Consider the following 23,139-nt stretch of genomic DNA (forward strand, 5'->3'; position numbering starts at 1 on the left):
ATGTAATTAAAAAGTAAAGAAATGGTAAATATTTAAAATTTGATAAACGAACTTTAGAATCAATCTGCTAATTTAATCCAGCAAACTCATACGCAATATAAAATTCATTGCTTGCAGCATCATAACTGACCCCGATTCCATAATTAGAATAGTTACTACTTAAAATATTCTCTCGATGCTCCCAATTTGAATCACCAGCATCCGCATAGGTCATTGAATAATTAGATTGATAACCAATCATATAATTGGAGAAGTCCTTAGAATTCAGCTCGATACTAATATTTTCACCATCGGTATTATAACGATTGTTATTACCTAAAATACCCATTGCCACTTCTGTTTGTTGCGCAATGGGATTGCCCAAACTGTCATAGTGGCTAAAGCTACTGATGATATCTTTAGAACGATTCTGAGCCACCCTAGTTAAATCACTATCTTCAACCAATACTGATAATCCATGTTGAACTCGAATTAGGTTTAAAGATTCAACTGCACCACGCTTAACTTCTGAAATAGCAGCTTCAATATCACTTCCACTCAGCGTTGGTCGGATCAAATCATTAGCATTAGATACTGCTGTTCTTAATTGACTTAAAATTACCCATCCAACATCCACTTTTTGCTTTGGATTACTAACATCAATTATGTGAGCATATTTAACTTGGGAGGCGTTTGTTTGGATATCAGATATATACATCAAATGATGATCATATTGGTTTGGATTAGATATTGTCCCAGAAGTTGGTTGTTCAGAGTCAGGTAAATTAGTATAAATTGCTAAATTATTATCACTAAATAACCATGCTCCATCACCAACCTTTAATTGATCTGGATTACCAGGGTCAAAAGATGATTGCGGAGCAATTGAATTACTGTTTACAAAGTCAAAGCCATACGTTTGTTTATCAGGTGATTCTGTTTGAGCCACCGAGCTAGTCGCTTGAGATGATGCTTGAACTGATAATTGGTCACTTGATGTTGCTGATGATTGCAAGCTACTTGAACTGGCAGCACTAGTAGTAGATTGATTACTTTTTAATTCATCTTTTTTTAACTGTTTAACCTGCTTATTTAACCGATTAATTTTAGATAATAACTTCTTCTTAACTGCTTTGGTTTTGGCTTTTTTAAGTTGTCTTTGGTACTTTTTAATTTCAACATTAATGGTATGAATTTTACTTGAGTTATTAATTTGAACAGCATTTGCATGCCCAGCATAAATAACTGTTGGTGCCAAAATAATTCCACTTGATATTCCAACAATTAATAGCACTTTAGTTAAGTAAAGATTAGTAACTGCTTTTTTCATAAGCATTGTCCCCCTCTGTTTGATATACTTAGGTAAGTTAAATTATAGGAAGTAGGTAATACAATTAATAACCAAGTAAAACCTAAATACGTAATTGCACTAATTATAGATATGATTGTCCTGATTGGCATTATAATTACTTTATTTGCTACAAGTGGTGAATATTTATCAGGTGTAATCATGCTAATCTTAGTTTATTTATTAATGATTATAGCAGCAAGCGTTGCTCAAAAACATAATCAAAATGGCGTTTTTAGCAATCCTAAAGTTCCCCTAATTAGGGGAATTTTGTTTAATATTTTGTTCTTATTTGTAAAGGCAATATAATAAATAACAAATTATTTAAAATTAATTTTAAATAATTTGTTATTTATTAAAAAAAGCAACTCGTTAATTCGAGTTGCTTTTTTTAATATTTAAATTTTATTTTAGTATGGGAATAATTCTGGGTTAGTTAATCCCTTACCATTTGCAACTTGTGGAAGAGTTAAAGTAGGAGCAATTTCCTTATTCTTAGCAGTAACTTGAACTGTTAAATTATAAGTATCAGGAAGACTCTTTAAAGTAAATTCAAAGTTTTCCTTGTTTCCGTTGCTATCAATAATTTTAGTCCCATTAAAGAATACACGGTAATTGTAATTCTTTTCACCATTAGTTAATATTCTAAATACAGCACCATCAGACTTGGTACGATCAATAGTATAGTAACTAGGTGTCTTAGTTACATATTGAGACTTAGTAACAGAATAGCTCTTGGTAATCTTCTTACCAGCCTTAGTTGTACCATAAACATGGAAAGTACCCTTACCAGTAAATTCTTTAGCAATTGAGAACTTCTTACTCTTTAATGAAGCAGTTGAGAAGCTCTTGCTTCCATACTTAATTACAACCTTTTTAACATCCTTATTTGATGCAGATCCCTTAAAGTTAATTTTACCATCATTATAGGTAACACTAGTCTTTAAAGTAGCGGTTGTACTAGCGTTAGCAACATGATTAACTGCAAACAATGGTGATAAAACACCAGCAACTAATGCAGTTGCAATAATTTGTTTTTTCATCTTTAAAAAACTCCTTTATATATAAACTATGGTTATTATATCATCTTAGAAAGGTAAAAAACAAACGCTGTCAATTCTTAACAGTTTTGTAATACCAGTAATAGTTTAATAAAATTATTTCTTTGGATTTTTATCTTGTTCAATGTATTGTGCTAGAACTTGTTCCGTTTCACTTAGTTGTTTTTCTAAGTAAGATACTAGCGTTTCACCAGTACTCTTATTTAATGACTTAAATTCTTTTTTAGAATTCATTTTTGTTACGTTTCCAGTAATTACAACCGGTGAGAGGAAATATTTTTTTTGGAGATGATTCTGAACGAGCGCAACACTACCAATCGACAATGAAGACTTTAACCTAGCAGGAACATGAAACATATATGCTTTTGGAAATAATGGCTTATTCTTACTAAATTGAATAAAGTGGACAATCGCGGTGTTATACTTTAATGTCATTTGATTATATACCTCACAATAATATATTTATAACTACATTATAACAGACAAATGTTTAAATAAATAAAAAATAGATCAATTACAAATTTTTTATAATAAATTTTAAATGATTTATTATAAATATCCAAAATAAAAGACGTCTAACAAAGTTAAACGTCTTTTAACCCTTAGTTAAATTCATTAATTCGCTTGAAGTAAGCATCTAACCAAGGAACTGTATCAGCCTGAATTTGAGCACCTGTGTATTTGGTATTAGGATTAGACCAAATAGAAACTGCACTACCGATATTATTACCATTTGGTGCTTGATCGGTAACATCCAAGTCATTCCACATTCCAGAATTAAAACCAGAAAGTTGGTTTTTAAAATCAGCCAAATTAGCCTTATTTAGGCTACCATTATCAACAACAATATATGTCATTGCTTGATTATTATTAATTGTCTTGATTCCAGCATTATTAATTTCAGGAAGGCTAGCATTCTCAGCTAATAGATGTTTACGATTACTTGGATCTGTAACAGCACTACTTTGACTCCAATAGTTAACTACGATTGTTTTATCGTACTTATTAACTTGAGATTTCATAATACTATCATTCCATACCATCATAACTTTGCCATGTGATCTTAAATAACGATTAATATTATTATCAAATTGACGAATGCCAACTTCATCATCATGACCATCAATTGAAATTTCGTCTCCACCAGTTCCAAAATAACTGTTCTTAGGAAGTAATGGCATGTACTCAGCAATTATTTTTTTATAGAGATTTGCTTCTCGATCATCGAAGTTAAACTCATTGCTAAATGACATCATTGACTTCAAATGAGGATACTTCTTTGCCTTTAGTAATTGAATTGCAGCCTTATTATGACCAGGAAATTCAATTTCTGGAAAAACAGAAACATGTTTTTGCTTTCCATAGGCAATTAATTCTTTTAACTGTTGCTTAGATAGAAATGGCTTATTCGTTTTTTTATTAATATATTCACCATTTACATACTTAGCATTCTTTGTGGTTTGACCAAGAAATTTATTTTCAATTCCAAAGTTCTCGTTATCAGTTAAATGAAGCATCAGATAACTACCTTTATCCTTACTGATGGTATCTATAAATTTTTTAATAGTTTCGGGCTTATAGTAAGTACGGGCTGCATCTAAATTAAGTCCTGAAACAATTCCATATGTCTTAACATGGTCATTTTCTTCACTGTTTTGATTAATTCTGAAAATAATCCCAGCAACAATGATAATGACTAATATGACTGGAATGATTAATATTTTAATCCAGCGTTTCATTTTTATGCTCCTTTTTACTTTGTCTCTTACTATTGTAACTTATTTTAGGTAAAAAAAATATAAATATATTAATAATAAGTAATTAATTATTAAAAATAAAATACTTATTACAAAAAAGGGATAGCAAGAGTTGCTATCCTTTAATTATTTACGTTTTTTATCCAAAATCTTCTTCATTGTCTTATATTCAATCTTTTCTTCATCAGTTAAATTATCCACTGCAGATTCAGAAAGTTGACCTAACAATTCAGTCACACTATCTAATCCTAAAACACTAACTAGTGCATTTAATTGATTAGCAGTATCTACAGAAACTCTTATACTTGTTGACTTTTCACGTTGTTTACGAGATTTTTCAATCTTTTTAATTTTATTATCGCCTAATTCATTTCTGGAAAAAACATTTTTAGGCATTTTGTTACGACTTTGGTTTTCAAGATTCTTTCGTAATAAATCACTCATATTATTTCACCCGCTTAATAAATTCATCTGTAATTTTATCATATAGGTAATGAACCTTTTTATCATGAATATCATATTTTTGAGATGGATTATCCGGATCGACAATTCCAATAATATCATAACGTTTTAATCGTTCCATGTTTTTAACAATTGTTTCAAAAACATTTTCATTCCCAAATTGTTTTTTAGCCTGGTCTAAAATTAATTGATCTACTTGTGATTTTTTCTTCAATAATACTGGTAAAATTCCTGAAATATCATAATCAGCTTTATAATTATCGATTAATTCTTGTAAATACTCAATATATGCTTCGGCACCTGTATATGAACGTTCTTGAGTTTGTAAAACAACAATAACGTATCTAGATGCCATTAAAGCGGAATCAGTAAACAAACTAACTGTAGGTGGAGTATCAATGATAATATAATCAAATTGATCTTCTAATGGTTCCAACAGCTTAGAAAAATGAACCGCTCTTTGATATTGACTTTCTGCACCAGGATATAATTTTTCTAAATACAATGGGTAAGACGTAAAGTCAGCAAAGCTAGGCAACAAATACAAATTATCTTTAATTTTAGTAACAATACTTTCTATATTATTATTACTAATTGCTGTCATTAACGTTGTATCAAATTGTACTACTTCTTTAGTCTGTGCCTGCTTAGTTGCTAAATATAAAGCGGTTGCATTTGCTTGAGGATCTAAATCAACCACCAGGGTTTTATAACCCTTTTTTGAAAGATGGTAAGCAATCATACAACTATTAGTTGTCTTACCGGTACCACCTTTAAAATTACCAAAAGTAACGATTTTTGCCATAAAGTCTACTCCTTAAAAAAAATTTCAAAAAAATTTTTTGTGTGCATTCATGTAGTAATGTATTTTTATATTATTTAATACAAGTATTATATAATACTTGTAGTCATGTATGCAAAGAAAATCCTTCTAAAAGTACTTATATCAGTGATTTTCCAAGAGGCGTGTATTATTGAATACACGAATACATGTATGATTATATATTAGCATTCTTATATACATGTATTTATTAATACATGTATGCAAGCATACATAAAAATAAGCTATTGACTATTATTTTTATTACGGTTATTCTTTTCATGTAATAAAAAAGACTTCCAAATTGGAAGCCTCAAAAATTACAAATTATAAAAAAGCAATGTATGCTTAGAAAATATATAAATTAAAATATAGAAAAAAGAGTGTCCTTAGCAAGCTGTTCACAGCAGCAGACCAAGAAAGAATGTAACAAGTACCCAAATTACTTGCTAACCCTAAACACTCTAATTGAATAAACTATTAATATTAAATATTAAATATTAATTGTTAATACTATTTAATTAAAAGCCAATACACAGACAGTAAAAGCTAAAAATAATTAATCACTTAGTTAGATTATGAATCTAACTGATGAATACATTATAGCCTAAAGGCTTCAGTATTGCAATATTAATAGCTTATTTAGTTAGGCCTAAAATACATATTTTAGATTAGGGAAGCAAGTAAAAGTACTTGGCTCCCTTTTTTCTATTCCAGGAGGAATAGCTATGCAATTTATTATGGTTGACATTGATCTTATTAAAAATAAAAACATTTCAAATGATGAAATTATCGCTTACTCACTTTTATGCGATCGAATGAAATCATCAAGAACTAGCCAAAACTTTTTCGATGTAAAAATGTCTGATTACTATGTTATTTACACGCTAGAAGAAATGGCGGAATCTTTAAAGGTATCGATTAGAAAAGTTAGTCAAATTTTTGCAGGCCTAGTTAAAAAAGGATTCTTAACTAAAAAGAAACAGTTTAGTCGAGCTGATAAACTCTTTTTACCAAAAATGAAGTCAGCTAACCAGCAGAATTTGCAATCCAAACCTGCAGAATCTGCTAGTCCTAAGATGCAAAATATGCAACCTAATCAAAGTCAAGTGAATCAGAAAAATCAATCAGAGATTGATACAGTTAATACAAAACAACTCAAAAAATCCAAAATAATTGAAAAATGGAAAAACGCTGTTTCAGGTAAATTAAAATTAAATCAATTGGTAATTGATCAAATTCTGAAATTTACTAATCAAGATGTAAAAAAAGCTCATAGACTAATCGGCATTATTATAAATGCTAAAACCAATGTTGCTAAAAATAATGGCCTATTAAATAGTCCGATTTCAAGATTCGAATCAAATGTTAACTTAGGCGCAAAATTAGCAACTAAGTTAAATCATGTTTTTAGCTATATTCCAGCCAAATTGGAAGCCCAAGCTAAATACCTTACTTGTGCAATGAAAAAGTTCTTTTTAGAAGCATTTGGGCTAAAAAAAGATGAATTAGTGCAACCGGTAGCTAAAAGCAGTAATGATAATCGTGATTTACGGCCTAGCTGGATGAAAAATCCAGATGAATTAAAACCAGAACCATTTTCTAAAGAAGAAGTAACTGCTGTTGAAAAGAAATTAGCTAAGATTAGATCAAAACGTAAAAATAACAAAGTAAATAATCTAGTTTAAATAAATCAATTAAAATATCCTTTAATTTAACTGATTTAAGCTAATTTAAGTCTGATTAGCTTAAATCATGCAATTAATACTAAAAGCGTTAAAAAAGCTAATAATAGCTTTAATTATACTATTAGCTGTTATAAGGATTTGCTAAAATTAATTATTTATAACTTATATTTTGTAATTAATTTTAAATTACATGTCGCTATTAGCACGTTTAGTTGCTTTAATAACTGCATTTCTAAAGCCATTTGCTTCTAGCTCTGTAACACCTTGAATCGTAGTGCCACCAGGTGAAGTCACTTGATCTTTTAGTTCTGCAGGAGTCTTACCAGTTTTGAAAGCTAGTTGTCCAGAACCAGCTACCATACTAGCAATGACTTCATATGCAGAATTACGATCAAGACCACTTTCTACAGCTGCATCAGCCATTGCGTCCATAAATAAATCAACAAAAGCAGGACCACATCCACCAACAGTTCCCATGATTCCTAAATTAGCTTCTTTAGTAGTGATTACATTACCAAGCAAATTAAGGATATTTGTAGCTATTACTTGAGCTTTATCACTAGCAGCATCAAAGCAAGTGGCAATCGTTCCAGCGTTTACAGAAACGGGAGTGTTTGGAACAATAGAGACAATTGGATTATTTGGCAGGACCTCTTTAATACTTTCAATTTTAACCCCACCGGCAGCAGAGATAATAACTGTGTTTTGGTCAATACCATCTAGTTGAGCTAAAGTATCAACAGTAATTGGTGCAGGAATAGTTGCAATAATAGCATCTAACGTAATTTGTTTGAATTGCTTTAAATCGTTGAATAATTCAAATCCGATTTGTTGACTTAATTTAGTTACTCGTGGATTATCATGGTTCATAGCATAAATATTTTTTGCATCGACTTTGTTTGCGAGTCCTTCAATAATTGCACTTCCCATGTTACCAACGCCTAATACTCCAATTTTCATAATTTAATTCGCTCACTTTCTTATTTAATTATGTCTATTATAGTCTACCTATTTCACTATTTTTTAGTCAAACAAAAAACGCCATTGGACGATTATCCAATGGCGCGTGAAACGATGCGAATAAAATTTATTTACCTAATGATCCAGTAATAATCCCACCGATCACTACGATTACTAGACCAATTGAAACATAGATGAGTCCCTTTTTACTTTTTTCTTCTCCTAGGAATAAGACCCCACTTAGAGTTGAAACGATGACACTCATTTGGGATAGGGTAAATCCAGTTGCAATTCCATTTACTTTTGCAGAATACATGTAAACGGCAGTTGCAATTCCAAAATCAATTCCCACTAAAATGTTAGCAAATGACTTCTTTTGAATTAATGGATGTGGTTCATTCTTATTCCGATAAAAGAATGAAATGATAACTGCTGCAAGTACCATTCCAATTGCTTGTGGGAAAAAGGCGCTCCATCCATCAACATCTGGAATTTGAGGTAGTGCTGAAAAACCAACGTAACCAATTGTTCCAAGTAGTAACACAATGGTTCCCTTTTTCAACTTTGCTGGGTCAAGCCCTTTACTTTGATCGGCTTGATCAGTTTTAGTTGTAAATAAAATTCCAATAATAATTAGGATTAAGGCAAAGAATCCAAGTGCTTTATCAATGCCAGTTTGCCATTCACCAAGGAATAAAACTCCTACGACCGATGTACCAACTAGTTGAGCACCAGTTGAGATTGGCATGGCTCTAGAAACACCTATTTCTGGAAATGACCAGTATTGCGATAATTGACCGCATGCCCAACATGCTCCAGACAATAGGCACCAAAAGATAGCACTGCTTGATACTTGTGGATGCCTAAACAATGCAATGACAATAGCAACAATTAAGGCACCATAAGTATTACCCACTAACTGGTTAATTGGTTTTCCACCAGTTTTACCGGCAATCAATGGCATTAGCCCCCATAGAGCAGCTGGAATTAGTCCGATTAAAATATTCATTTTTAATGACTCCTTATTTAGTTAACATTTAATTTAATTTAATGTAATTATTGTATACCAAATTTATAGTTAGGTAAATATGAAAGTGCTTACAAACACTATGAAAACAGCAATGAAAGCGTATTCAGACTGGGATTAACTAATAAATTAAATAATAAAAATAATTTTTTAATTTTTGTAAGCGCTTTATTTAAATATTAATTAAAAATGGTATATAATATACATGTAGATTATTTTTGTTTCTTCAATAATAAAGGAGTTGGTTTTATTGGCAGCTATCAATACTGCCAGCGATCAATTAAACAATAATACTAATAAAAAGCCACATAAAAATCATAAGATAATCAATATTGCGCTTCGTACATTGATGTCATTTGTAGGGATTGCAATTCTTTCAATGGGAGCATCATTTTTAAAGCAGGCTAATCTTGGGCTGGATCCATTTACTGCTATGAATATTGGTTTCTCGAATTCACTACACATGGAATTAGGTTCCTTTCAATTAATGGTGAATGGGGTATTATTTTTGATTGTGTTAATATTCGATCGGAAGCAAATTGGAATCGGAACGGTTTTAAACATGGTTCTGGTTGGATATGAAATTCAGTGGTTTTCAGACTTATACGGTGTCTTTATTGCACCAGGGTCTGGAATTTATGTAGTTATTGTTGATGTTATCGCTGGATTAGCGCTATTTACGCTAGGAACGTCACTTTACATGTCAACATCATTAGGGGCTTCTCCATATGATGCAATTGCACCAATTATTTCACATCGTTTAAAAATTAAGTACCAGTTGGTGCGAAACATGCAAGATATTTTGTTCATGATAATTGCATTTCTAGCTCATGGAGCTGTGGGGATTTTAACCTTAGGAGTTGCATTTTTCGCCGGACCTTTGATTAATTATTGGAACCAACACTTTAGTCAACGGCTAGTTTATCACATTGATCACTTCAGTACTGAACCAACAATTAAAAATGCTAGCTCTGGAATTGCTGGAGTTGGGAAAATGGGTTACAGTATGGTGTTACATGCTTACCAACAAACATCATTTGTTGAACAGCATTTAGCTGGTTATTCTGACGAAGAATTAATTGAACTAACCCATAATACTGAACGTGCAATTGAAAGATCAACGAAGCTACAACAGAGTTTAACAACCCGTTTGAATGCATTAAAACAAGAAGCGAACAAGCGGCATATTAAGATTCCTAAATTAGATGAATATGATCAATAAATACTTAAAGCTAATCATTAAATTGATTAGCTTTTTTATTTTACATATATGAGACATAGTTCGATAGTTTGTGAATTAATTGTCAATATTATCAAAAACGTCACTAGGGAATGACAAAAGGTTGTTTACAACACAAAAAAAGTTTTAATTTTTTAAAAGAGGGCGGAATTATTATCATATCAATTCTAATTTAGAAATGGTTGTAAACGAGCTATTTTGAATTAAGTCATGCCATCTTGAAAACACAATATATATGATATATCGTTATATGTAACGCTATATATAGTGCACAATTCACAGAAGGGTCATGATTTAGAAATGCAAAAAACTGAGTTTGACAATGTAATAATTATTAAAAAAAGTGGTGATAAAACACCATTTTATGATTATAAACTAGAGTATATTTTGGATCAATTATCAGTTAGTCCGGCACTAAAAACAACTTTTTATAAGCGATTAGCAGCAGCAATGTCAGTTGATAATTCACTTAAAACTACTGCAATTCGTGAAGTAATGAACAATTTCTTATTAGATAATGATTTGATCGATGAACAGCATCAATACCAAAAATTCTATGAACAAGATCAAGCAATGTGGGCCAAAGCAACTGATATTGAGCAAAATATCAAACAGTTATTTGACAAAAACTCGCGAGTTGTGCACGAAAATGCAAATAAGGACAGTAAAGTTTTTAATACACAACGTGATTTACAAGCCGGCCGTTCAAGCAAGGCCATTGGATTGAAGATGTTGCCTAAGGTAGTTGCCATGGCTCATTTAAGAGGGGATATTCACTGGCATGATTTGGATTACTCACCAGCAACACCTGAAACTAATTGTTGTTTAGTAGACTTTAGTAACATGCTTAATAATGGTTTCAAAATTGGTAATGCAAAAGTTTCATCCCCTAAATCAATTCAAACCGCAACGGCTCAAGTGGCCCAAATTATTGCTAACGTTGCGTCATTACAATATGGTGGGATTTCATTTGATCGGGCCGATGAAGTCTTGGCTCCGTTTGCGGAACTAAACTACCAAAAACATATTAAAGAAGCTGAAGAATGGGTTGCTGAAGATAAAAGAGCTGACTATGCTAAGCAACGAACCCAAAAGGATATTTACGATGCAATGCAGGCCTTAGAATATGAAATTAATACTTTATACTCTTCTCAAGGTCAAACGCCGTTCACGACGGTTAGCTTTGGACTCGGTACAAATTGGTTTGAACGTGAAATTCAAAAAGATATTTTTAAAATTCGAATTAAGGGATTAGGAGTTGAACAACGGACAGCCATTTTTCCTAAATTGACCTACGCGCTAAAAAAGGGTCTAAATCTTAATCCTGGTGATCCTAATTATGATATTAAGCAATTAGCAGTGGACTGTTCTACCAAGCGGATGTACCCAGATATTTTAAACTATGATTCGTTAACTGACATTACGGGAAACTTTAAGGCACCAATGGGCTGTCGTTCCTTTTTACCAAAGTGGACTGATGCAGATGGTAAAGAAGTTAATGCTGGTCGGATGAACTTAGGGGTCGTAACGGTAAACTTACCTCGAATCGCACTTTATGCGAATGGTGATATGGAAAAATTCTGGACAATCTTCAAGGATAAGATGCATGTGGTACACCAAGCACTTGCATATCGAATTGAACGTTGTAAAGAGGCAAAGCCAGCTAATGCACCGCTTTTGTATAAATATGGTGCGTTTGGCAAACGATTAACTGACGATGATAGTGTTGATGAACTATTTAATAATGAACGAGCAACGGTCTCAGTTGGCTATATTGGACTATATGAAGTTGGTGCTAGTTTCTTTGGCCATGGCTGGGAACAAAATGCTGACGCCCATGCATTTACGGTCGAAATCGTAAGACAGTTGAATCTGCTTTGTCAAAAGTGGTCCAAGGAAAGTGGTTATCACTACAGTCTTTACTCCACTCCTGCTGAGTCGCTAACGGATACTTTCTGTCAAGACGATATTAAGAAGTTCGGTAAGGTGGCAGATATTACTGATAAAGAATATTACACTAATAGTTTTCATTATGATGTCCGGAAAAATCCGAATCCATTTGAAAAACTAACCTTTGAAGAAGCCTACCCACACTATGCTTCTGCTGGATTTATTCATTACTGTGAATATCCGAATCTAAAACAAAATCCCAAGGCACTAGAAGCGGTTTGGGATTGGGCATATGACCATGTTGGTTATTTAGGAACGAATACGTCCATCGATCAATGCTTTAAGTGTGGATTTAAGGGTGATTTTAATGCTACGGCTCGCGGTTTCGTATGTCCACAGTGTGGAAATCATGATCCAAAGTATTGTGACGTGGTTAAACGAACTTGTGGCTATCTTGGAAATCCACAAGCACGGCCAATGGTCCATGGTCGACACGAAGAAATTGCATCCCGAGTAAAACATATGACAGGAGGAATGATTAAAAATGCCGCGGAACACGAAAAGTCCAAACAATCCGACACCCAAAGAGTGGCTCGCTAATGACCTTAGTTTACAGTATATAGCTGACTATAAAGCATTTAACTTTGTTGATGGTGAGGGAATTCGGTGTAGTTTATACGTCAGTGGTTGTCTATTTCACTGCCCTGGTTGTTATAACGTGGCTGCACAAAATTTTCACTATGGTCAACCCTATACGCAAGAGTTAGAGGATCAAATTATTGAAGATATGCATAAACCATACGTACAAGGGTTAACTTTATTAGGTGGTGAACCATTCTTGAACACTCAGGTATGTATAAAGATATGCGAACGAGTGCGCAAGGAGTTTGGCCATACAAAGGATATTTGGTCCTGGACTGGTTATACATGGGATGAATTAATGAAAGAATCATTTGATAAATTAAAGCTATTGTCATTAATTGATATCTTAGTTGATGGTCGCTTTTTGGAAGAAAAGAAGGACTTAACCCTTCAATTCCGTGGTAGTTCGAACCAACGCATCATTAAAGTTCCAGAATCATTGGAACAGGATAAAGTGGTGTTATGGGATAAGCTAGTGCATTAAGGAGATGGCGAAATGCTAACAATTAATGATTTACATGTTCAGATTAATGAAACGAATGAAGAAGTAGTTAAAGGGCTTGATCTAACCATTCCTGACGGTGAAATCCATGTAATTATGGGGCCAAACGGAACTGGAAAATCAACGCTTTCACAGACCATCATGGGTTCTGACCGTTACTCAATTACTAGTGGTGACATCAGTATGGATGGCAATCGCCTAAATGACCTAGCCACCGATGAGCGAGCTCGATTAGGTATCTTTTTGGCAATGCAATATCCAACTGAAATTACCGGGATTAAAAACGTTGATTTTATCAGAGCGGCAGTAAATGCAATGAGCACCAGTAAAAACAAACCATCAGTCCTTCAATTTATGCAACGATTAGAATCTCGCATGGATTTGTTGGATATTCCAGAAGACTATACTAATCGCTACTTGAACGAGGGCTTTTCTGGTGGTGAAAAGAAACGAAATGAAATTTTGCAAATGATGATGGTCGAACCCAAACTAGCTATTCTAGACGAAATTGATTCGGGATTAGACATCGATGCATTAAAGGTAGTTTCAAAGGGAATTAATGCCATGCGTTCAGATCATTTTAGCTCGTTGATCATTACACATTATGACCGGATTTTAAGATACGTTAAACCAGATGTCGTTCACGTTATGATGGGCGGTAAGATCGTCACTAGTGGCGGATTAGAACTAGCTGAACAATTAGAACAGGGTGGCTATGCTGAATTAAGAGATCGGCTAGGGTTAGATATTAAGTTGGTGGATGAGTAATGAAATCGATGACAATTGAAGAATTTGCCCGTGCGAATCAAGAACCAGAATGGTTACAAGTGAAGCGGCAAGTAGTTAGCCAGATGATTTCCGATTTCTCAATGGATCCTAAAAAACGTGCTTATCGTTATTCAGTTCCGGAATTACATGCGCGTCAAATCAATCCTGATAACCAAGCACCAGCAAAATTGGCATCGAAAGGGGTTATCATGATGGATTTATTTGCGGCCGCTAGTCAATATCCAGAGTTCGTGCAAGAAAATTTGATGGAAAAAGCAATTGAATGGCGAAACAATGCATTCAATGCACGCCACTTAGCCTACCTGCAGTCTGGAGCGTTTATTTATTTGCCTCCTAATACAGTTTTAAATGAACCAATTGAGCTAAGTCATTTAATCGATCATCAAGTTCAAGAAAAACACCTGTTAATTATTGCTGGAGCTAATGCCAAGTCAACGTTCACCTTTGCTGATTTAACGCGCGACAATGCTAATGATTGTTTGATGGTTGAAGTTTTGCTAGGCGATAATGCCCACGTTGAATACTATGATGCCGCTAATTCGAATGCCCATCATAATCATCGGGTGTTGAACGCATATTTAGCTCAAAATGCTGATTTAAAAACCTTTGTGGGTCTATTTAACCGCTTCGATACTTGCTATGAAAGTCACTTTAGTCTAGACGGACAAAGCAGTAGTGGTGAAATTAACATTGTGAACCTAGGCGATGGCCATCAAAAGCAAACGATTCAAGCTGATATAGTAAACGAAAGCCCGAACACACACGGCGAAATCAAAGAACGCGGAATCGTTGCCGACCATGCTAAGACTCATTGCTATACCAATGGCATTATCCACCCTAATGGCTATGGCAGTTATTCCGATCAAACGAGTCGTTTATTGACGTTAGATGAAACCAGTCGTGGTGAAGTTGATCCAGTATTACTGATTGAAAACTATGATGTAATTGCTGGCCACGCTGCTAGTGTTGGTAAGGTCGATGCCGATCAATTGTACTACCTCAATAGTCGTGGCATTCCCATTCGAGACGCCAAGGTTTTGTTAATTCGGGGATTCTTATTGCCATTAGTCAACGAGTTTCCAGATCAATCCATGCGAAAACAGATGATGCAAAAATTAGAGGAGCGATTTTATGTTGAGTGAACAGGTTCAAAATGACTTTCCATTTTTTAATAATACTAATCGTGACTTGGTTTACTTAGACAATGCTGCAACCACCCAGAAACCACAAGCAGTAATTGAAGCGATTCGAACTGCTTATGTCGAGCATAGTTTTAATGTGCATCGAAGTGTCTACACCGCTGCCCAGCAAACTACAGACGAATACGAAGCAGTAAGAGCTAAAGTTGCTCGTTTTATTAATGCAACCAGTTCCGAGCAGATTATTTTTACGAAGGGGACGACCGATGGAATTAATCTAGTGGCGAACGGCTATTTTAAACATCATTTACACCCAGGGGATGAAATCGTTGTGGCAATCAGTGAGCACCATAGTAATTTATTGCCTTGGTTACAATTAGCAAAAACTAATGGGCTAAAAATACGATACATTGAGTTAGCTTCAAATGGTCGATTGAATTTAGCTCAGGCTCGACAAGTAGTGAACACTAAAACTAAGTTAGTGGCGATTGCTGCGGTATCTAATGTTTTAGGGACCATTAACCCGGTCGTTGAGCTTAGTCGGCTTGCCCATCAACATCATGCCCAATTACTGGTTGATGCTGCTCAGGCGGCTCCCGAGTTGAAAATGGATGTTGCAAAATGGGACGCCGATTGGGTAGTTTGGTCGGCACATAAGATGTTAGGGCCAACCGGGGTTGGTATTTTGTATGGCAAGCAACAACGATTAGCGCAACTAGTTCCAGAACAATTAGGTGGTGAAATGGTTGATGCAGTCAGCCGCGATTCATTTACTACCCAGCCACTACCATGGCGGCTAGAAGCTGGTACGCCTAATATAGCGGGAGTGATTGGATTTGGAGCTGCGCTTGATTATTTGAACCAAATTGGGATGCAATCAATTCAAAATGATTGTCAACAACTTGGTCAATTAATCTATGATGAATTAACGTCGATTGATGGAGTTGAAGTTTACGGGCCTACAAAACGTGATACTGGAATTGTGACTTTCAACATCGCATCGATTCATTCTCACGATGTAGCTTCTGCGCTAGATTTAAATCAAATTGCTGTCAGGGCTGGTTACCATTGTGCAGAACCATTGATGAAGGCATTAAATACTAACGGAGCGGTACGGGCTAGTGCTTATTTTTATAATTCAATTGATGATGCGCAACGATTAATTAATGCGGTGAAATCAACAAAGGAGTTCTTTATTGCGAATGCAAATGAATGAAATATACCAACGAATGATTTTAGATTATGCTAAGGTAAGCCAACGTGAAACGGCAGATCACTTAAGTAATACGGATTCAATTCAGCTGGATAATCCTAGTTGTGGTGATCGAATTAAACTTGTCGTTGAACGTGATGGACAACTAGTGACTGCCATTAGTTATCAAGTTGAGGGATGCATTATTTGTCGTGCTGCGCTTGCAATTATGAAGCAACAGTTAATGAATCAAACGGTACCAACAATTAATCATTTGATAACGGCTTTTTCACAGTTGATGATGAATCAACCGATTGATACTGCAGCTAAAACTCAGTTAGGTGATGCAGTGGGGCTCCATGCAATTGTTAAGTTACCAGTCCGTATTAAGTGTGCCATGTTACCGTGGAAGGCAATCTCGCAAGCATTGAATGGGGGAATTAGCAATCGATGATTCAATTAAAAATTTAAATGATGATTATCAATATGGTTTTAAAGATGAATATGATCCAGTTTATACAACTGGAGCTGGTTTAAATGAGTCCATTGTGCGTGAAATATCGGCTCAAAAGCACGAACCAAAGTGGATGTTAGCAATTCGCCTAAAGGCTTTGCAGATATATAATAAACTGCCGATGCCGGATTTTGGTCCCGACTTGTCAGATTTAGATTTAGACGCAATTCATTATTTTCAACGGGCAACGGACCATGTATCTAGGGATTGGAATGATGTGCCCGAAAACATGAAGAATACGTTCGAAAAAATGGGTGTACCAGAAGCTGAACGTAAATATTTAGCTGGTGCTGAAGCACAGTATGAGTCCGAAGCAGTATATGCTAGTTTAAAAAAGGAATTTGCTGATCAAGGAATTATTTTTACTGATACTGACACAGCTTTAAAGCAACATCCGGATTTAGTACGTGCGTACTTTGGTAAACTAGTGGGTCCTGCTAATAATAAATTTGCGGCTTTAAATACAGCGGTGTGGTCAGGCGGCGTCTTTTTATACATTCCAAAAGGGGTCCACTGTAAAGTACCAATTCAAAGCTTTTTTAGAATTAATAACGGTAGCACGGGTCAATTTGAACGGACGATCATTATTGTCGAAGCAGGAGCCAGCGTTAACTATGTTGAAGGGTGTACAGCACCTAATTATTCTGAAGATAGCCTTCATGCAGCCATTGTTGAGGTATTCGTTAAACGAGATGCATTTGCGCGTTATACAACGATTCAAAATTGGTCGGACAATGTTTATAGCTTAGAGACCAAGCGTGCTGCTGCAGATGAAAATGCAACGATGGAGTGGGTTGACGGTAATCTAGGTTCCAAAGTCACCATGAAGTATCCTAGTATTGACTTAAATGGCCCCAATGCGACTGGAACCATGCTTTCAATTGCATTTGCCACTAATCATATCTTTCAAGATACTGGTGCTATAATGCGTCATAATGCGCCATATACTTCTTCTAATATTATTTCCAAGTCGATTTGTAAAACGGGTGGCATTTGTAACTATCGTGGTAAGGTCCGCGTAAGAGAACATAGTCGGGGTTCTAAATCACACATTGAATGTGACACCATCATTATGGATGACGAATCAAAAAGTGATACGATTCCACAAAATATCATTAATAATGGTGATGCGACCCTAGAACATGAGGCAAAGGTCTCTAAGATCTCAGAAACTGATCTTTATTATTTAATGAGCCGAGGCTTAACTGAATCAGAAGCGACTAAAATGATTATTATGGGATTCATTGAACCGTTTTCAAAACAATTACCAATGGAATATGCAGTTGAACTAAATCGGCTGATTGATTATCAAATGGACGAATCAGTGGGATAACCCACGAATAACGCTAATTAGCAGTGCTAGTTAGCGTTATTTTTTAACAAATAAGTAACTTATTATTAAATATAAAATATTTACAATTAAAAATAAATAATTTATAATTAGTTTGAAACTGGAGGTATGATGATGGCAAAAGTATTGCTTCATTTTAATTTTAAGGGTGGTGTCGGTAAAACGACGATGACGGTTTTAGATGCCTACCTCTTAAATCGGATGGGGAAAAAAGTCCTATTAATTGATATGGATCCTCAGGCAAACGCGACTGAAATTATTAATACTACGTTCAATAATCAAAAACGTCCTAAGACATCTTTTTATGATGGATTATTGAAATTGGATTTAAGGAATAGCATTATTCCAGTTACTGATAACCTAGATATGATTCCATCAGATTGGGCACTTAGTTCATGGCCCGGAAAAGTGGAAAAGTATAATCGGCATGATCGGGCGCTAATTTTAAAGAATTTGATCGAACCATTCCGTGATCAATATGACTATATTTTGTTCGATGTTCCGCCTACTTTATCTACGTTTACTAATAACGCCATTTTAGCAAGTGACTACATTGCATTAGTTTTACAGACCCAACGCCAAGCATATACTTCCATTTTAAAGACTGCTAAATATATGTATCAGCTTAGGGAAGATTATGATGCTAAATATGATGTATTAGGGGTTATTCTATACTTGGTCAAGAATAATGCAAAAACTGATAATGAAATCTCTACCAGTGCTAAGGAGTCATTTGGTAATGCTGTTTTCAAGAATTATGTTTATCAACAAGAACGAATTAAGGTTTTTGGGGATGAAGGGATTCATGATAAGGACTACTGGGATAAACGAGCCTTAAAAATGTATCAACAAACTCTAGATGAAGAATTACAAAGAATCGAGGAATCAGAAAATGAGTAATGACTTTTTAAACAATCTAGCTAATCAAGCTAACTCTCAATTAGATGCCAATGAGCAACATACCAGTCCATTTGCTAGACAAAAGCAAGCTAGTAAGCCAATTCAAGTTCGCGAAAGTTACTACCGAGAAATTAAAAAGATCGCCTTTTTAAATGATCAGAAAATGGTCGATGTGATTGATGAAATGCTTAAATACGCGATTGAATCTGGTAACTTTACAGATGACGAATAGTTATTAATAATAAATTTTTTATTTTTAATTTTAAATTACTAATAATAAAACCACTGAATCATAATTACGTGAATTCAGTGGTTTTAATTTTGCTATTTTTGCGCATGCTTGAATAAAAATCACAATCTTTATGAGATTAGTATGTTAACCATTTTGAATCGCACAAGATATTTTAAAGTGTTGATTTATCAACACTTTAAAAAGATTAATGTTAATACTAAATAATTGAATTAATCATTTTGGTATGTTAAATTGTGAAAGTAATAACAATTTTAGGATAGTAATTAAGGAGTGAAAATTTATGATTGATTCCGTAGATTTAATGATTAATGAATTAGTTGAAAATGCCCAAACAGCCCTAACAGAAATGGACAATTTTACTCAAGAAAAAGTAAATCAAATCGTATCTGCAATGGTGCAAGCAGGAATTGATAACAGTAAAGAATTAGCAGTGTTAGCTCATGATGAAACAAAGCGTGGGGTAGCTAAAGATAAATGGACCAAAAATTTATTTGCAACCGGTCGCATTTGGTCTGATATTAAGGATCATCAAACCGTTGGAATTATTAATCGAGATAACGAAAAGAAGACCATCACGATTGCTGAACCACTAGGAGTTTTAGCTGGTATTACCCCAGTTACGAATCCCACTTCGACAACCATGTTCAAAGCAATCATTGCTTTAAAGACTAGAAATCCAATCGTATTTAGTTTCCATCCTCAAGCATTGCATTCATCAATCAAAGCAGCGCAAGTATTACGAGATGCGGCAGTTAATGCGGGAGCACCGGAAAGTGCCATTCAATGGATTGAAAAACCAAGTATTGAAGCGACTGATAAATTAATTAATCACCCAGGAGTTGCGTCAACATTGGCTACTGGTGGTCCTGCAATGGTTAAAGCGGCTTATTCTACTGGTAAACCAGCATTAGGCGTTGGTCCCGGAAATGGTCCACTTTACGTTGAAGCTAGTGCTGATCAGGAACAGGCAGTTAAAGACATTATCTTCTCGAAAACATTTGATAACGGCATGATTTGTGCAACTGAAAATAGTTTAGTAATTGATGATCAAATTTATGCTGAATTTACTGATAAGTTAAAAGCAGCCGGTGTATATTTTGTAAGTAAGGATGATCAACCGGCGCTTGAAAAAACAATGTTCAATCCTAAAACTGGTGGGGTCAATGGTCCAATTCCAGGTCAAAGTGCTGTTAATATTGCTAAACAAGCTGGAATCGATGTCCCAGCCGATACTAAAGTATTAGCGGCTGAACTAACTGGCGTGGGTAGTGATTATTTATTATCAGGTGAAAAGCTATCACCAGTCGTATCAGTTTATCGGGCGCAAAACCATGCGGATGGTTTTAAAATTGCAGATGCCATTCTCCACTATGGTGGAATGGGGCATACTGCAGCCATTCGAACAACTAATAATGACATTGCATTAGCATTTGGAATTGCAATGAAGGCTTGTCGGGTTCTTGTAAATACGCCTTGTTCAGTCGGTGGAGTTGGTGGAATCGCTAATGGGTTAACACCATCATTGACTCTTGGAACGGGGTCGTGGGGTGCAAACTCGATTGACCATAACGTAACTGATTATGACTTAATCAATAAGCGGGTGATTGCATACCCATTAGATAATCCGGATTTTGATCTTTTAATTAAGGATAATCAAGAATAATTGAATTAACTTTAAAAAACGAGGTTCTCGATTGAGAGCCTCGTTTTTGTGTAACATGTTACATGTTATGTGTTATATGTTATGTGTTTTGTGTTATATGTTATGATACTAACAACTAAAATAATAGGAGCCTATTAATATGGACTTAAAACAACATGCGGATTGGTTAACTAAATTTTATAAAAAGCACAAGTGGTTTGAATTATCACCAGAAATTAGAATGAACTTCTTATTAGAGGAATCTGGTGAATTAGCCCGGGCCATTCGGACAGAAGAAATTGGTCGCGAACATCCCGGTGAAGCAAAGAAAACTAAGGCAGAAGCAGATGATAACTTACATGAAGAACTAGCAGATGTGTTAGATCAACTATTAATTTTATGTGCTAAATACGATATTGATCCTAACTCATTATTAAGTTATAGCGAAAACAAGCTACATAAACGGTGGAATGAATAATTTAAAATTAATTATTAATATTTAATTATTAGTAATTAATAACTAAAAAACAGCCATCCTTAAACCATCATCAAAGGTTAGGGGTGGCTGTTTTCATTTAGCTATTATGATTGCTGAATTGACTTAACATATTCAGCAAATGGAGTGCCATCATATATCACAGTAGTTGATATTAACTGATTATTCTTAAACTGCAGTAATTCTACCATATCAGATTTTGCAACTGGCTTTGTGTTCGCCGTGTAGAAAATAGCAGCTGTAGTACCATCTACAAATACATGATTGAGTGTTAGTGAATTGATCATTTTGAAAAATCCATTTTGAAATTTAACAAATGCATCCAGACCAATTAACTCGCCTAATGGGGATTTTACGCGTACATCTGAATTAGCTAATTGCTTCAGTTGCTCAATGTTTTTATCACGCATGGATGAAAAATATTGTTTGGCTAAATCCATTGTTTCCATTGGGCACCCTCCTTTCTCAATAAATGTTGCCCATTTTATTGATTTCATTTTGAATGCTTCTAATGACACTAGGCGGTGATAGGACAACGACCTCACTACCTAGGCTTAGTAATACACGGACAATAAACTGCAAGTGTGATCGATAACAGTTAAATGTAATTTCCCAATGATCATTAATAAATTGCTTATCGCCACTAAGAATCCAGTAGTTAGTGAGTTGGTTATAACCGACTTTAGTTACGCTAATCTTAATTGATAATTTTTTAGCATGGCTCCGATTATGATTAATCCATTCAGTTAAATTCATTATTGGACTAGAATGTTTCACGTGAGTGGGGGTTATATTGTTAACTCTATCGATTCTAAAGATCCTATACTCATTCGTTTTAAATACAAAACCAACAACATACCAGAAATTATTATAGGTGTAAATTCCAATTGGCCTTACAGTGAAGTGATCTATTTTTTGAATGCGTTCATATTCAATTTTAATATCTACTTTTTGGATTACGAACGATAGAATTGTTTTTAGGTGATTAGGGAAGACTCTTTTATCTAATGAAACAAATAGTAGTCGCTGTTTTAAATCATTTAGCTGAACTTTATTTACATCTGGTAAGTACTTAACTAACTTATCTTTAACTCGCTTGGGATTAACTGGGAATGGAATATCGCTTAATGAATCCAACATATCATAAGCAAAAATAATAGAAAGGAGCTCATCTTGAGAAAATTTAATTGGTGGCATTGGTGAATCACCATCAATGAAGAAACCGCCACCACGTCCCTGTGATGAACGAAGCGGAACTCCTAAGCTACTTAGATAATCTAAATCTCTTGCAATGGTGCGACTTGAAACATTAAAAGTCGTAGCAGCCTCTTGTACTGTAAATTTTCGATGACTTAAAATAAAATACCATAGTTCAATGATGCGCTCTGATTTATTAATAATTTTCTCCTGTAGTTAATGATTTAACGATTATCGATCACATTTATTGTGCTTGTGATTACAAAATAATTAAAGCATTTAAATATGAC

At 34.5% G+C, this 23,139-nt stretch carries 22 protein-coding genes and 2 pseudogenes; 13 read left to right on the plus strand and 11 right to left on the minus strand.

The annotated features are described in order from the left end of the window. Positions 1 to 67: 67 nt before the first annotated feature. The 6 genes from R4146_RS07130 to R4146_RS07155 form a co-directional block, all read right to left on the minus strand. A complete protein-coding gene (locus R4146_RS07130; protein WP_339960767.1) occupies positions 68 to 1,309 on the minus strand; it encodes a CAP domain-containing protein in 1,242 nt (413 codons plus the stop codon). A 428-nt stretch (positions 1,310 to 1,737) separates the two neighbouring features. Beyond that, positions 1,738 to 2,370 (minus strand): hypothetical protein, encoded by a 633-nt coding sequence (locus R4146_RS07135; protein WP_339960768.1) that lies wholly within the window; start codon positions 2,368 to 2,370, stop codon positions 1,738 to 1,740. A gap of 114 nt (positions 2,371 to 2,484) precedes the next feature. Further along, the gene (locus R4146_RS07140; RefSeq protein WP_339960769.1) at positions 2,485 to 2,823 is read right to left on the minus strand and encodes a hypothetical protein; all 339 of its coding nucleotides are present in this window, start codon (positions 2,821 to 2,823) and stop codon (positions 2,485 to 2,487) included. A gap of 167 nt (positions 2,824 to 2,990) precedes the next feature. Further along, positions 2,991 to 4,127, minus strand: coding sequence for a family 20 glycosylhydrolase (locus tag R4146_RS07145; protein ID WP_339960770.1), 1,137 nt, complete (start codon positions 4,125 to 4,127; stop codon positions 2,991 to 2,993). A 144-nt stretch (positions 4,128 to 4,271) separates the two neighbouring features. Continuing rightward, entirely contained in the window at positions 4,272 to 4,541 is a 270-nt protein-coding gene (locus tag R4146_RS07150) for a DUF5388 domain-containing protein (RefSeq protein WP_339960771.1), read from the minus strand. Between the two features lie 49 nt (positions 4,542 to 4,590). Then, positions 4,591 to 5,412: a ParA family protein gene (locus tag R4146_RS07155; RefSeq protein WP_339960772.1), complete on the minus strand. Its 822-nt coding sequence runs from the start codon at positions 5,410 to 5,412 to the stop codon at positions 4,591 to 4,593. A 743-nt stretch (positions 5,413 to 6,155) separates the two neighbouring features. On the opposite strand from R4146_RS07155, the gene R4146_RS07160 reads away from it, so the two are divergent. Continuing rightward, entirely contained in the window at positions 6,156 to 7,115 is a 960-nt protein-coding gene (locus R4146_RS07160) for a replication initiator protein A (RefSeq protein ID WP_339960773.1), read from the plus strand. Positions 7,116 to 7,301: 186 nt separating this feature from the next. Here R4146_RS07160 and proC read toward each other — a convergent pair whose 3' ends face one another. Beyond that, a complete protein-coding gene (gene proC, locus R4146_RS07165; protein ID WP_339960774.1) occupies positions 7,302 to 8,075 on the minus strand; it encodes a pyrroline-5-carboxylate reductase in 774 nt (257 codons plus the stop codon). Positions 8,076 to 8,202: 127 nt separating this feature from the next. Next, positions 8,203 to 9,084, minus strand: coding sequence for a GRP family sugar transporter (locus R4146_RS07170; RefSeq protein ID WP_339960775.1), 882 nt, complete (start codon positions 9,082 to 9,084; stop codon positions 8,203 to 8,205). A 268-nt stretch (positions 9,085 to 9,352) separates the two neighbouring features. On the opposite strand from R4146_RS07170, the gene R4146_RS07175 reads away from it, so the two are divergent. The 12 genes and pseudogenes from R4146_RS07175 (at position 9,353) to R4146_RS07230 (ending at position 21,634) form a co-directional block, all read left to right on the plus strand. Continuing rightward, a complete protein-coding gene (locus R4146_RS07175; RefSeq protein WP_339960776.1) occupies positions 9,353 to 10,324 on the plus strand; it encodes a YczE/YyaS/YitT family protein in 972 nt (323 codons plus the stop codon). Between the two features lie 318 nt (positions 10,325 to 10,642). After that, entirely contained in the window at positions 10,643 to 12,832 is a 2,190-nt protein-coding gene (gene nrdD / locus R4146_RS07180; protein WP_339960777.1) for an anaerobic ribonucleoside-triphosphate reductase, read from the plus strand. Continuing rightward, on the plus strand, positions 12,777 to 13,358 hold the full coding sequence (nrdG, locus tag R4146_RS07185; RefSeq protein ID WP_339960778.1) for an anaerobic ribonucleoside-triphosphate reductase activating protein: 582 nt from the start codon (positions 12,777 to 12,779) through the stop codon (positions 13,356 to 13,358). The genes nrdD and nrdG overlap by 56 nt, the downstream gene beginning before the upstream one ends. Before the next feature lie 12 nt (positions 13,359 to 13,370). Then, positions 13,371 to 14,144, plus strand: a complete 774-nt coding sequence (gene sufC, locus R4146_RS07190; RefSeq protein ID WP_339960779.1) for a Fe-S cluster assembly ATPase SufC — start codon at positions 13,371 to 13,373, stop codon at positions 14,142 to 14,144. Beyond that, positions 14,144 to 15,307, plus strand: coding sequence for a SufD family Fe-S cluster assembly protein (locus tag R4146_RS07195; protein WP_339960780.1), 1,164 nt, complete (start codon positions 14,144 to 14,146; stop codon positions 15,305 to 15,307). Before sufC ends, R4146_RS07195 begins: the two co-directional genes overlap by 1 nt. Then, positions 15,297 to 16,520 (plus strand): aminotransferase class V-fold PLP-dependent enzyme, encoded by a 1,224-nt coding sequence (locus R4146_RS07200; protein ID WP_339960781.1) that lies wholly within the window; start codon positions 15,297 to 15,299, stop codon positions 16,518 to 16,520. The genes R4146_RS07195 and R4146_RS07200 overlap by 11 nt, the downstream gene beginning before the upstream one ends. Continuing rightward, positions 16,513 to 16,950 (plus strand): Fe-S cluster assembly sulfur transfer protein SufU, encoded by a 438-nt coding sequence (sufU, locus tag R4146_RS07205; protein WP_339960782.1) that lies wholly within the window; start codon positions 16,513 to 16,515, stop codon positions 16,948 to 16,950. The genes R4146_RS07200 and sufU overlap by 8 nt, the downstream gene beginning before the upstream one ends. After that, entirely contained in the window at positions 16,928 to 18,343 is a 1,416-nt protein-coding gene (gene sufB / locus R4146_RS07210; RefSeq protein ID WP_339960783.1) for a Fe-S cluster assembly protein SufB, read from the plus strand. Before sufU ends, sufB begins: the two co-directional genes overlap by 23 nt. A 132-nt stretch (positions 18,344 to 18,475) precedes the next feature. Next, positions 18,476 to 19,261, plus strand: coding sequence for a ParA family protein (locus R4146_RS07215; RefSeq protein WP_339960784.1), 786 nt, complete (start codon positions 18,476 to 18,478; stop codon positions 19,259 to 19,261). Continuing rightward, entirely contained in the window at positions 19,254 to 19,493 is a 240-nt protein-coding gene (locus R4146_RS07220) for a hypothetical protein (RefSeq protein ID WP_339960785.1), read from the plus strand. The genes R4146_RS07215 and R4146_RS07220 overlap by 8 nt, the downstream gene beginning before the upstream one ends. A gap of 301 nt (positions 19,494 to 19,794) precedes the next feature. Further along, positions 19,795 to 21,138: pseudogene (locus R4146_RS07225) on the plus strand (aldehyde dehydrogenase family protein); the annotation flags it as partial. Between the two features lie 178 nt (positions 21,139 to 21,316). Beyond that, complete coding sequence (locus R4146_RS07230) at positions 21,317 to 21,634, plus strand: MazG nucleotide pyrophosphohydrolase domain-containing protein (RefSeq protein WP_339960786.1); 318 nt, start codon at positions 21,317 to 21,319, stop codon at positions 21,632 to 21,634. A 104-nt stretch (positions 21,635 to 21,738) separates the two neighbouring features. Here the strand turns inward: R4146_RS07230 and R4146_RS07235 are convergent, their stop codons facing one another. The 3 genes and pseudogenes from R4146_RS07235 to R4146_RS08915 form a co-directional block, all read right to left on the minus strand. After that, positions 21,739 to 22,101, minus strand: coding sequence for a nuclear transport factor 2 family protein (locus R4146_RS07235; RefSeq protein ID WP_339960787.1), 363 nt, complete (start codon positions 22,099 to 22,101; stop codon positions 21,739 to 21,741). Positions 22,102 to 22,117: 16 nt separating this feature from the next. Then, positions 22,118 to 22,849, minus strand: a complete 732-nt coding sequence (locus R4146_RS07240; protein WP_339960788.1) for a helix-turn-helix transcriptional regulator — start codon at positions 22,847 to 22,849, stop codon at positions 22,118 to 22,120. A 42-nt stretch (positions 22,850 to 22,891) separates the two neighbouring features. Continuing rightward, positions 22,892 to 23,053: pseudogene (locus R4146_RS08915) on the minus strand (DeoR family transcriptional regulator); the annotation flags it as partial. Positions 23,054 to 23,139 lie beyond the last annotated feature (86 nt).

This window comes from Nicoliella lavandulae, assembly GCF_037546185.1.
Classification (GTDB): Bacteria; Bacillota; Bacilli; order Lactobacillales; family Lactobacillaceae; genus Nicoliella; species Nicoliella lavandulae.

Excerpts from the sequence above, each read along its gene's own strand:
- R4146_RS07130 (WP_339960767.1), bottom strand. The coding sequence starts at position 1,309 with ATGAAAAAAGCAGTTACTAATCTTTACTTAACTAAAGTGCTATTAATT.
- R4146_RS07135 (WP_339960768.1), bottom strand. The coding sequence starts at position 2,370 with ATGAAAAAACAAATTATTGCAACTGCATTAGTTGCTGGTGTTTTATCA.
- R4146_RS07140 (WP_339960769.1), bottom strand. The coding sequence starts at position 2,823 with ATGACATTAAAGTATAACACCGCGATTGTCCACTTTATTCAATTTAGT.
- R4146_RS07145 (WP_339960770.1), bottom strand. The coding sequence starts at position 4,127 with ATGAAACGCTGGATTAAAATATTAATCATTCCAGTCATATTAGTCATT.
- R4146_RS07150 (WP_339960771.1), bottom strand. The coding sequence starts at position 4,541 with ATGCCTAAAAATGTTTTTTCCAGAAATGAATTAGGCGATAATAAAATT.
- R4146_RS07155 (WP_339960772.1), bottom strand. The coding sequence starts at position 5,412 with ATGGCAAAAATCGTTACTTTTGGTAATTTTAAAGGTGGTACCGGTAAG.
- R4146_RS07160 (WP_339960773.1), top strand. The coding sequence starts at position 6,156 with ATGCAATTTATTATGGTTGACATTGATCTTATTAAAAATAAAAACATT.
- proC (WP_339960774.1), bottom strand. The coding sequence starts at position 8,075 with ATGAAAATTGGAGTATTAGGCGTTGGTAACATGGGAAGTGCAATTATT.
- R4146_RS07170 (WP_339960775.1), bottom strand. The coding sequence starts at position 9,084 with ATGAATATTTTAATCGGACTAATTCCAGCTGCTCTATGGGGGCTAATG.
- nrdD (WP_339960777.1), top strand. The coding sequence starts at position 10,643 with ATGCAAAAAACTGAGTTTGACAATGTAATAATTATTAAAAAAAGTGGT.
- nrdG (WP_339960778.1), top strand. The coding sequence starts at position 12,777 with ATGCCGCGGAACACGAAAAGTCCAAACAATCCGACACCCAAAGAGTGG.
- sufC (WP_339960779.1), top strand. The coding sequence starts at position 13,371 with ATGCTAACAATTAATGATTTACATGTTCAGATTAATGAAACGAATGAA.
- R4146_RS07195 (WP_339960780.1), top strand. The coding sequence starts at position 14,144 with ATGAAATCGATGACAATTGAAGAATTTGCCCGTGCGAATCAAGAACCA.
- R4146_RS07200 (WP_339960781.1), top strand. The coding sequence starts at position 15,297 with ATGTTGAGTGAACAGGTTCAAAATGACTTTCCATTTTTTAATAATACT.
- sufU (WP_339960782.1), top strand. The coding sequence starts at position 16,513 with ATGAATGAAATATACCAACGAATGATTTTAGATTATGCTAAGGTAAGC.
- sufB (WP_339960783.1), top strand. The coding sequence starts at position 16,928 with ATGGGGGAATTAGCAATCGATGATTCAATTAAAAATTTAAATGATGAT.
- R4146_RS07215 (WP_339960784.1), top strand. The coding sequence starts at position 18,476 with ATGGCAAAAGTATTGCTTCATTTTAATTTTAAGGGTGGTGTCGGTAAA.
- R4146_RS07220 (WP_339960785.1), top strand. The coding sequence starts at position 19,254 with ATGAGTAATGACTTTTTAAACAATCTAGCTAATCAAGCTAACTCTCAA.
- R4146_RS07230 (WP_339960786.1), top strand. The coding sequence starts at position 21,317 with ATGGACTTAAAACAACATGCGGATTGGTTAACTAAATTTTATAAAAAG.
- R4146_RS07235 (WP_339960787.1), bottom strand. The coding sequence starts at position 22,101 with ATGGAAACAATGGATTTAGCCAAACAATATTTTTCATCCATGCGTGAT.
- R4146_RS07240 (WP_339960788.1), bottom strand. The coding sequence starts at position 22,849 with ATGCCACCAATTAAATTTTCTCAAGATGAGCTCCTTTCTATTATTTTT.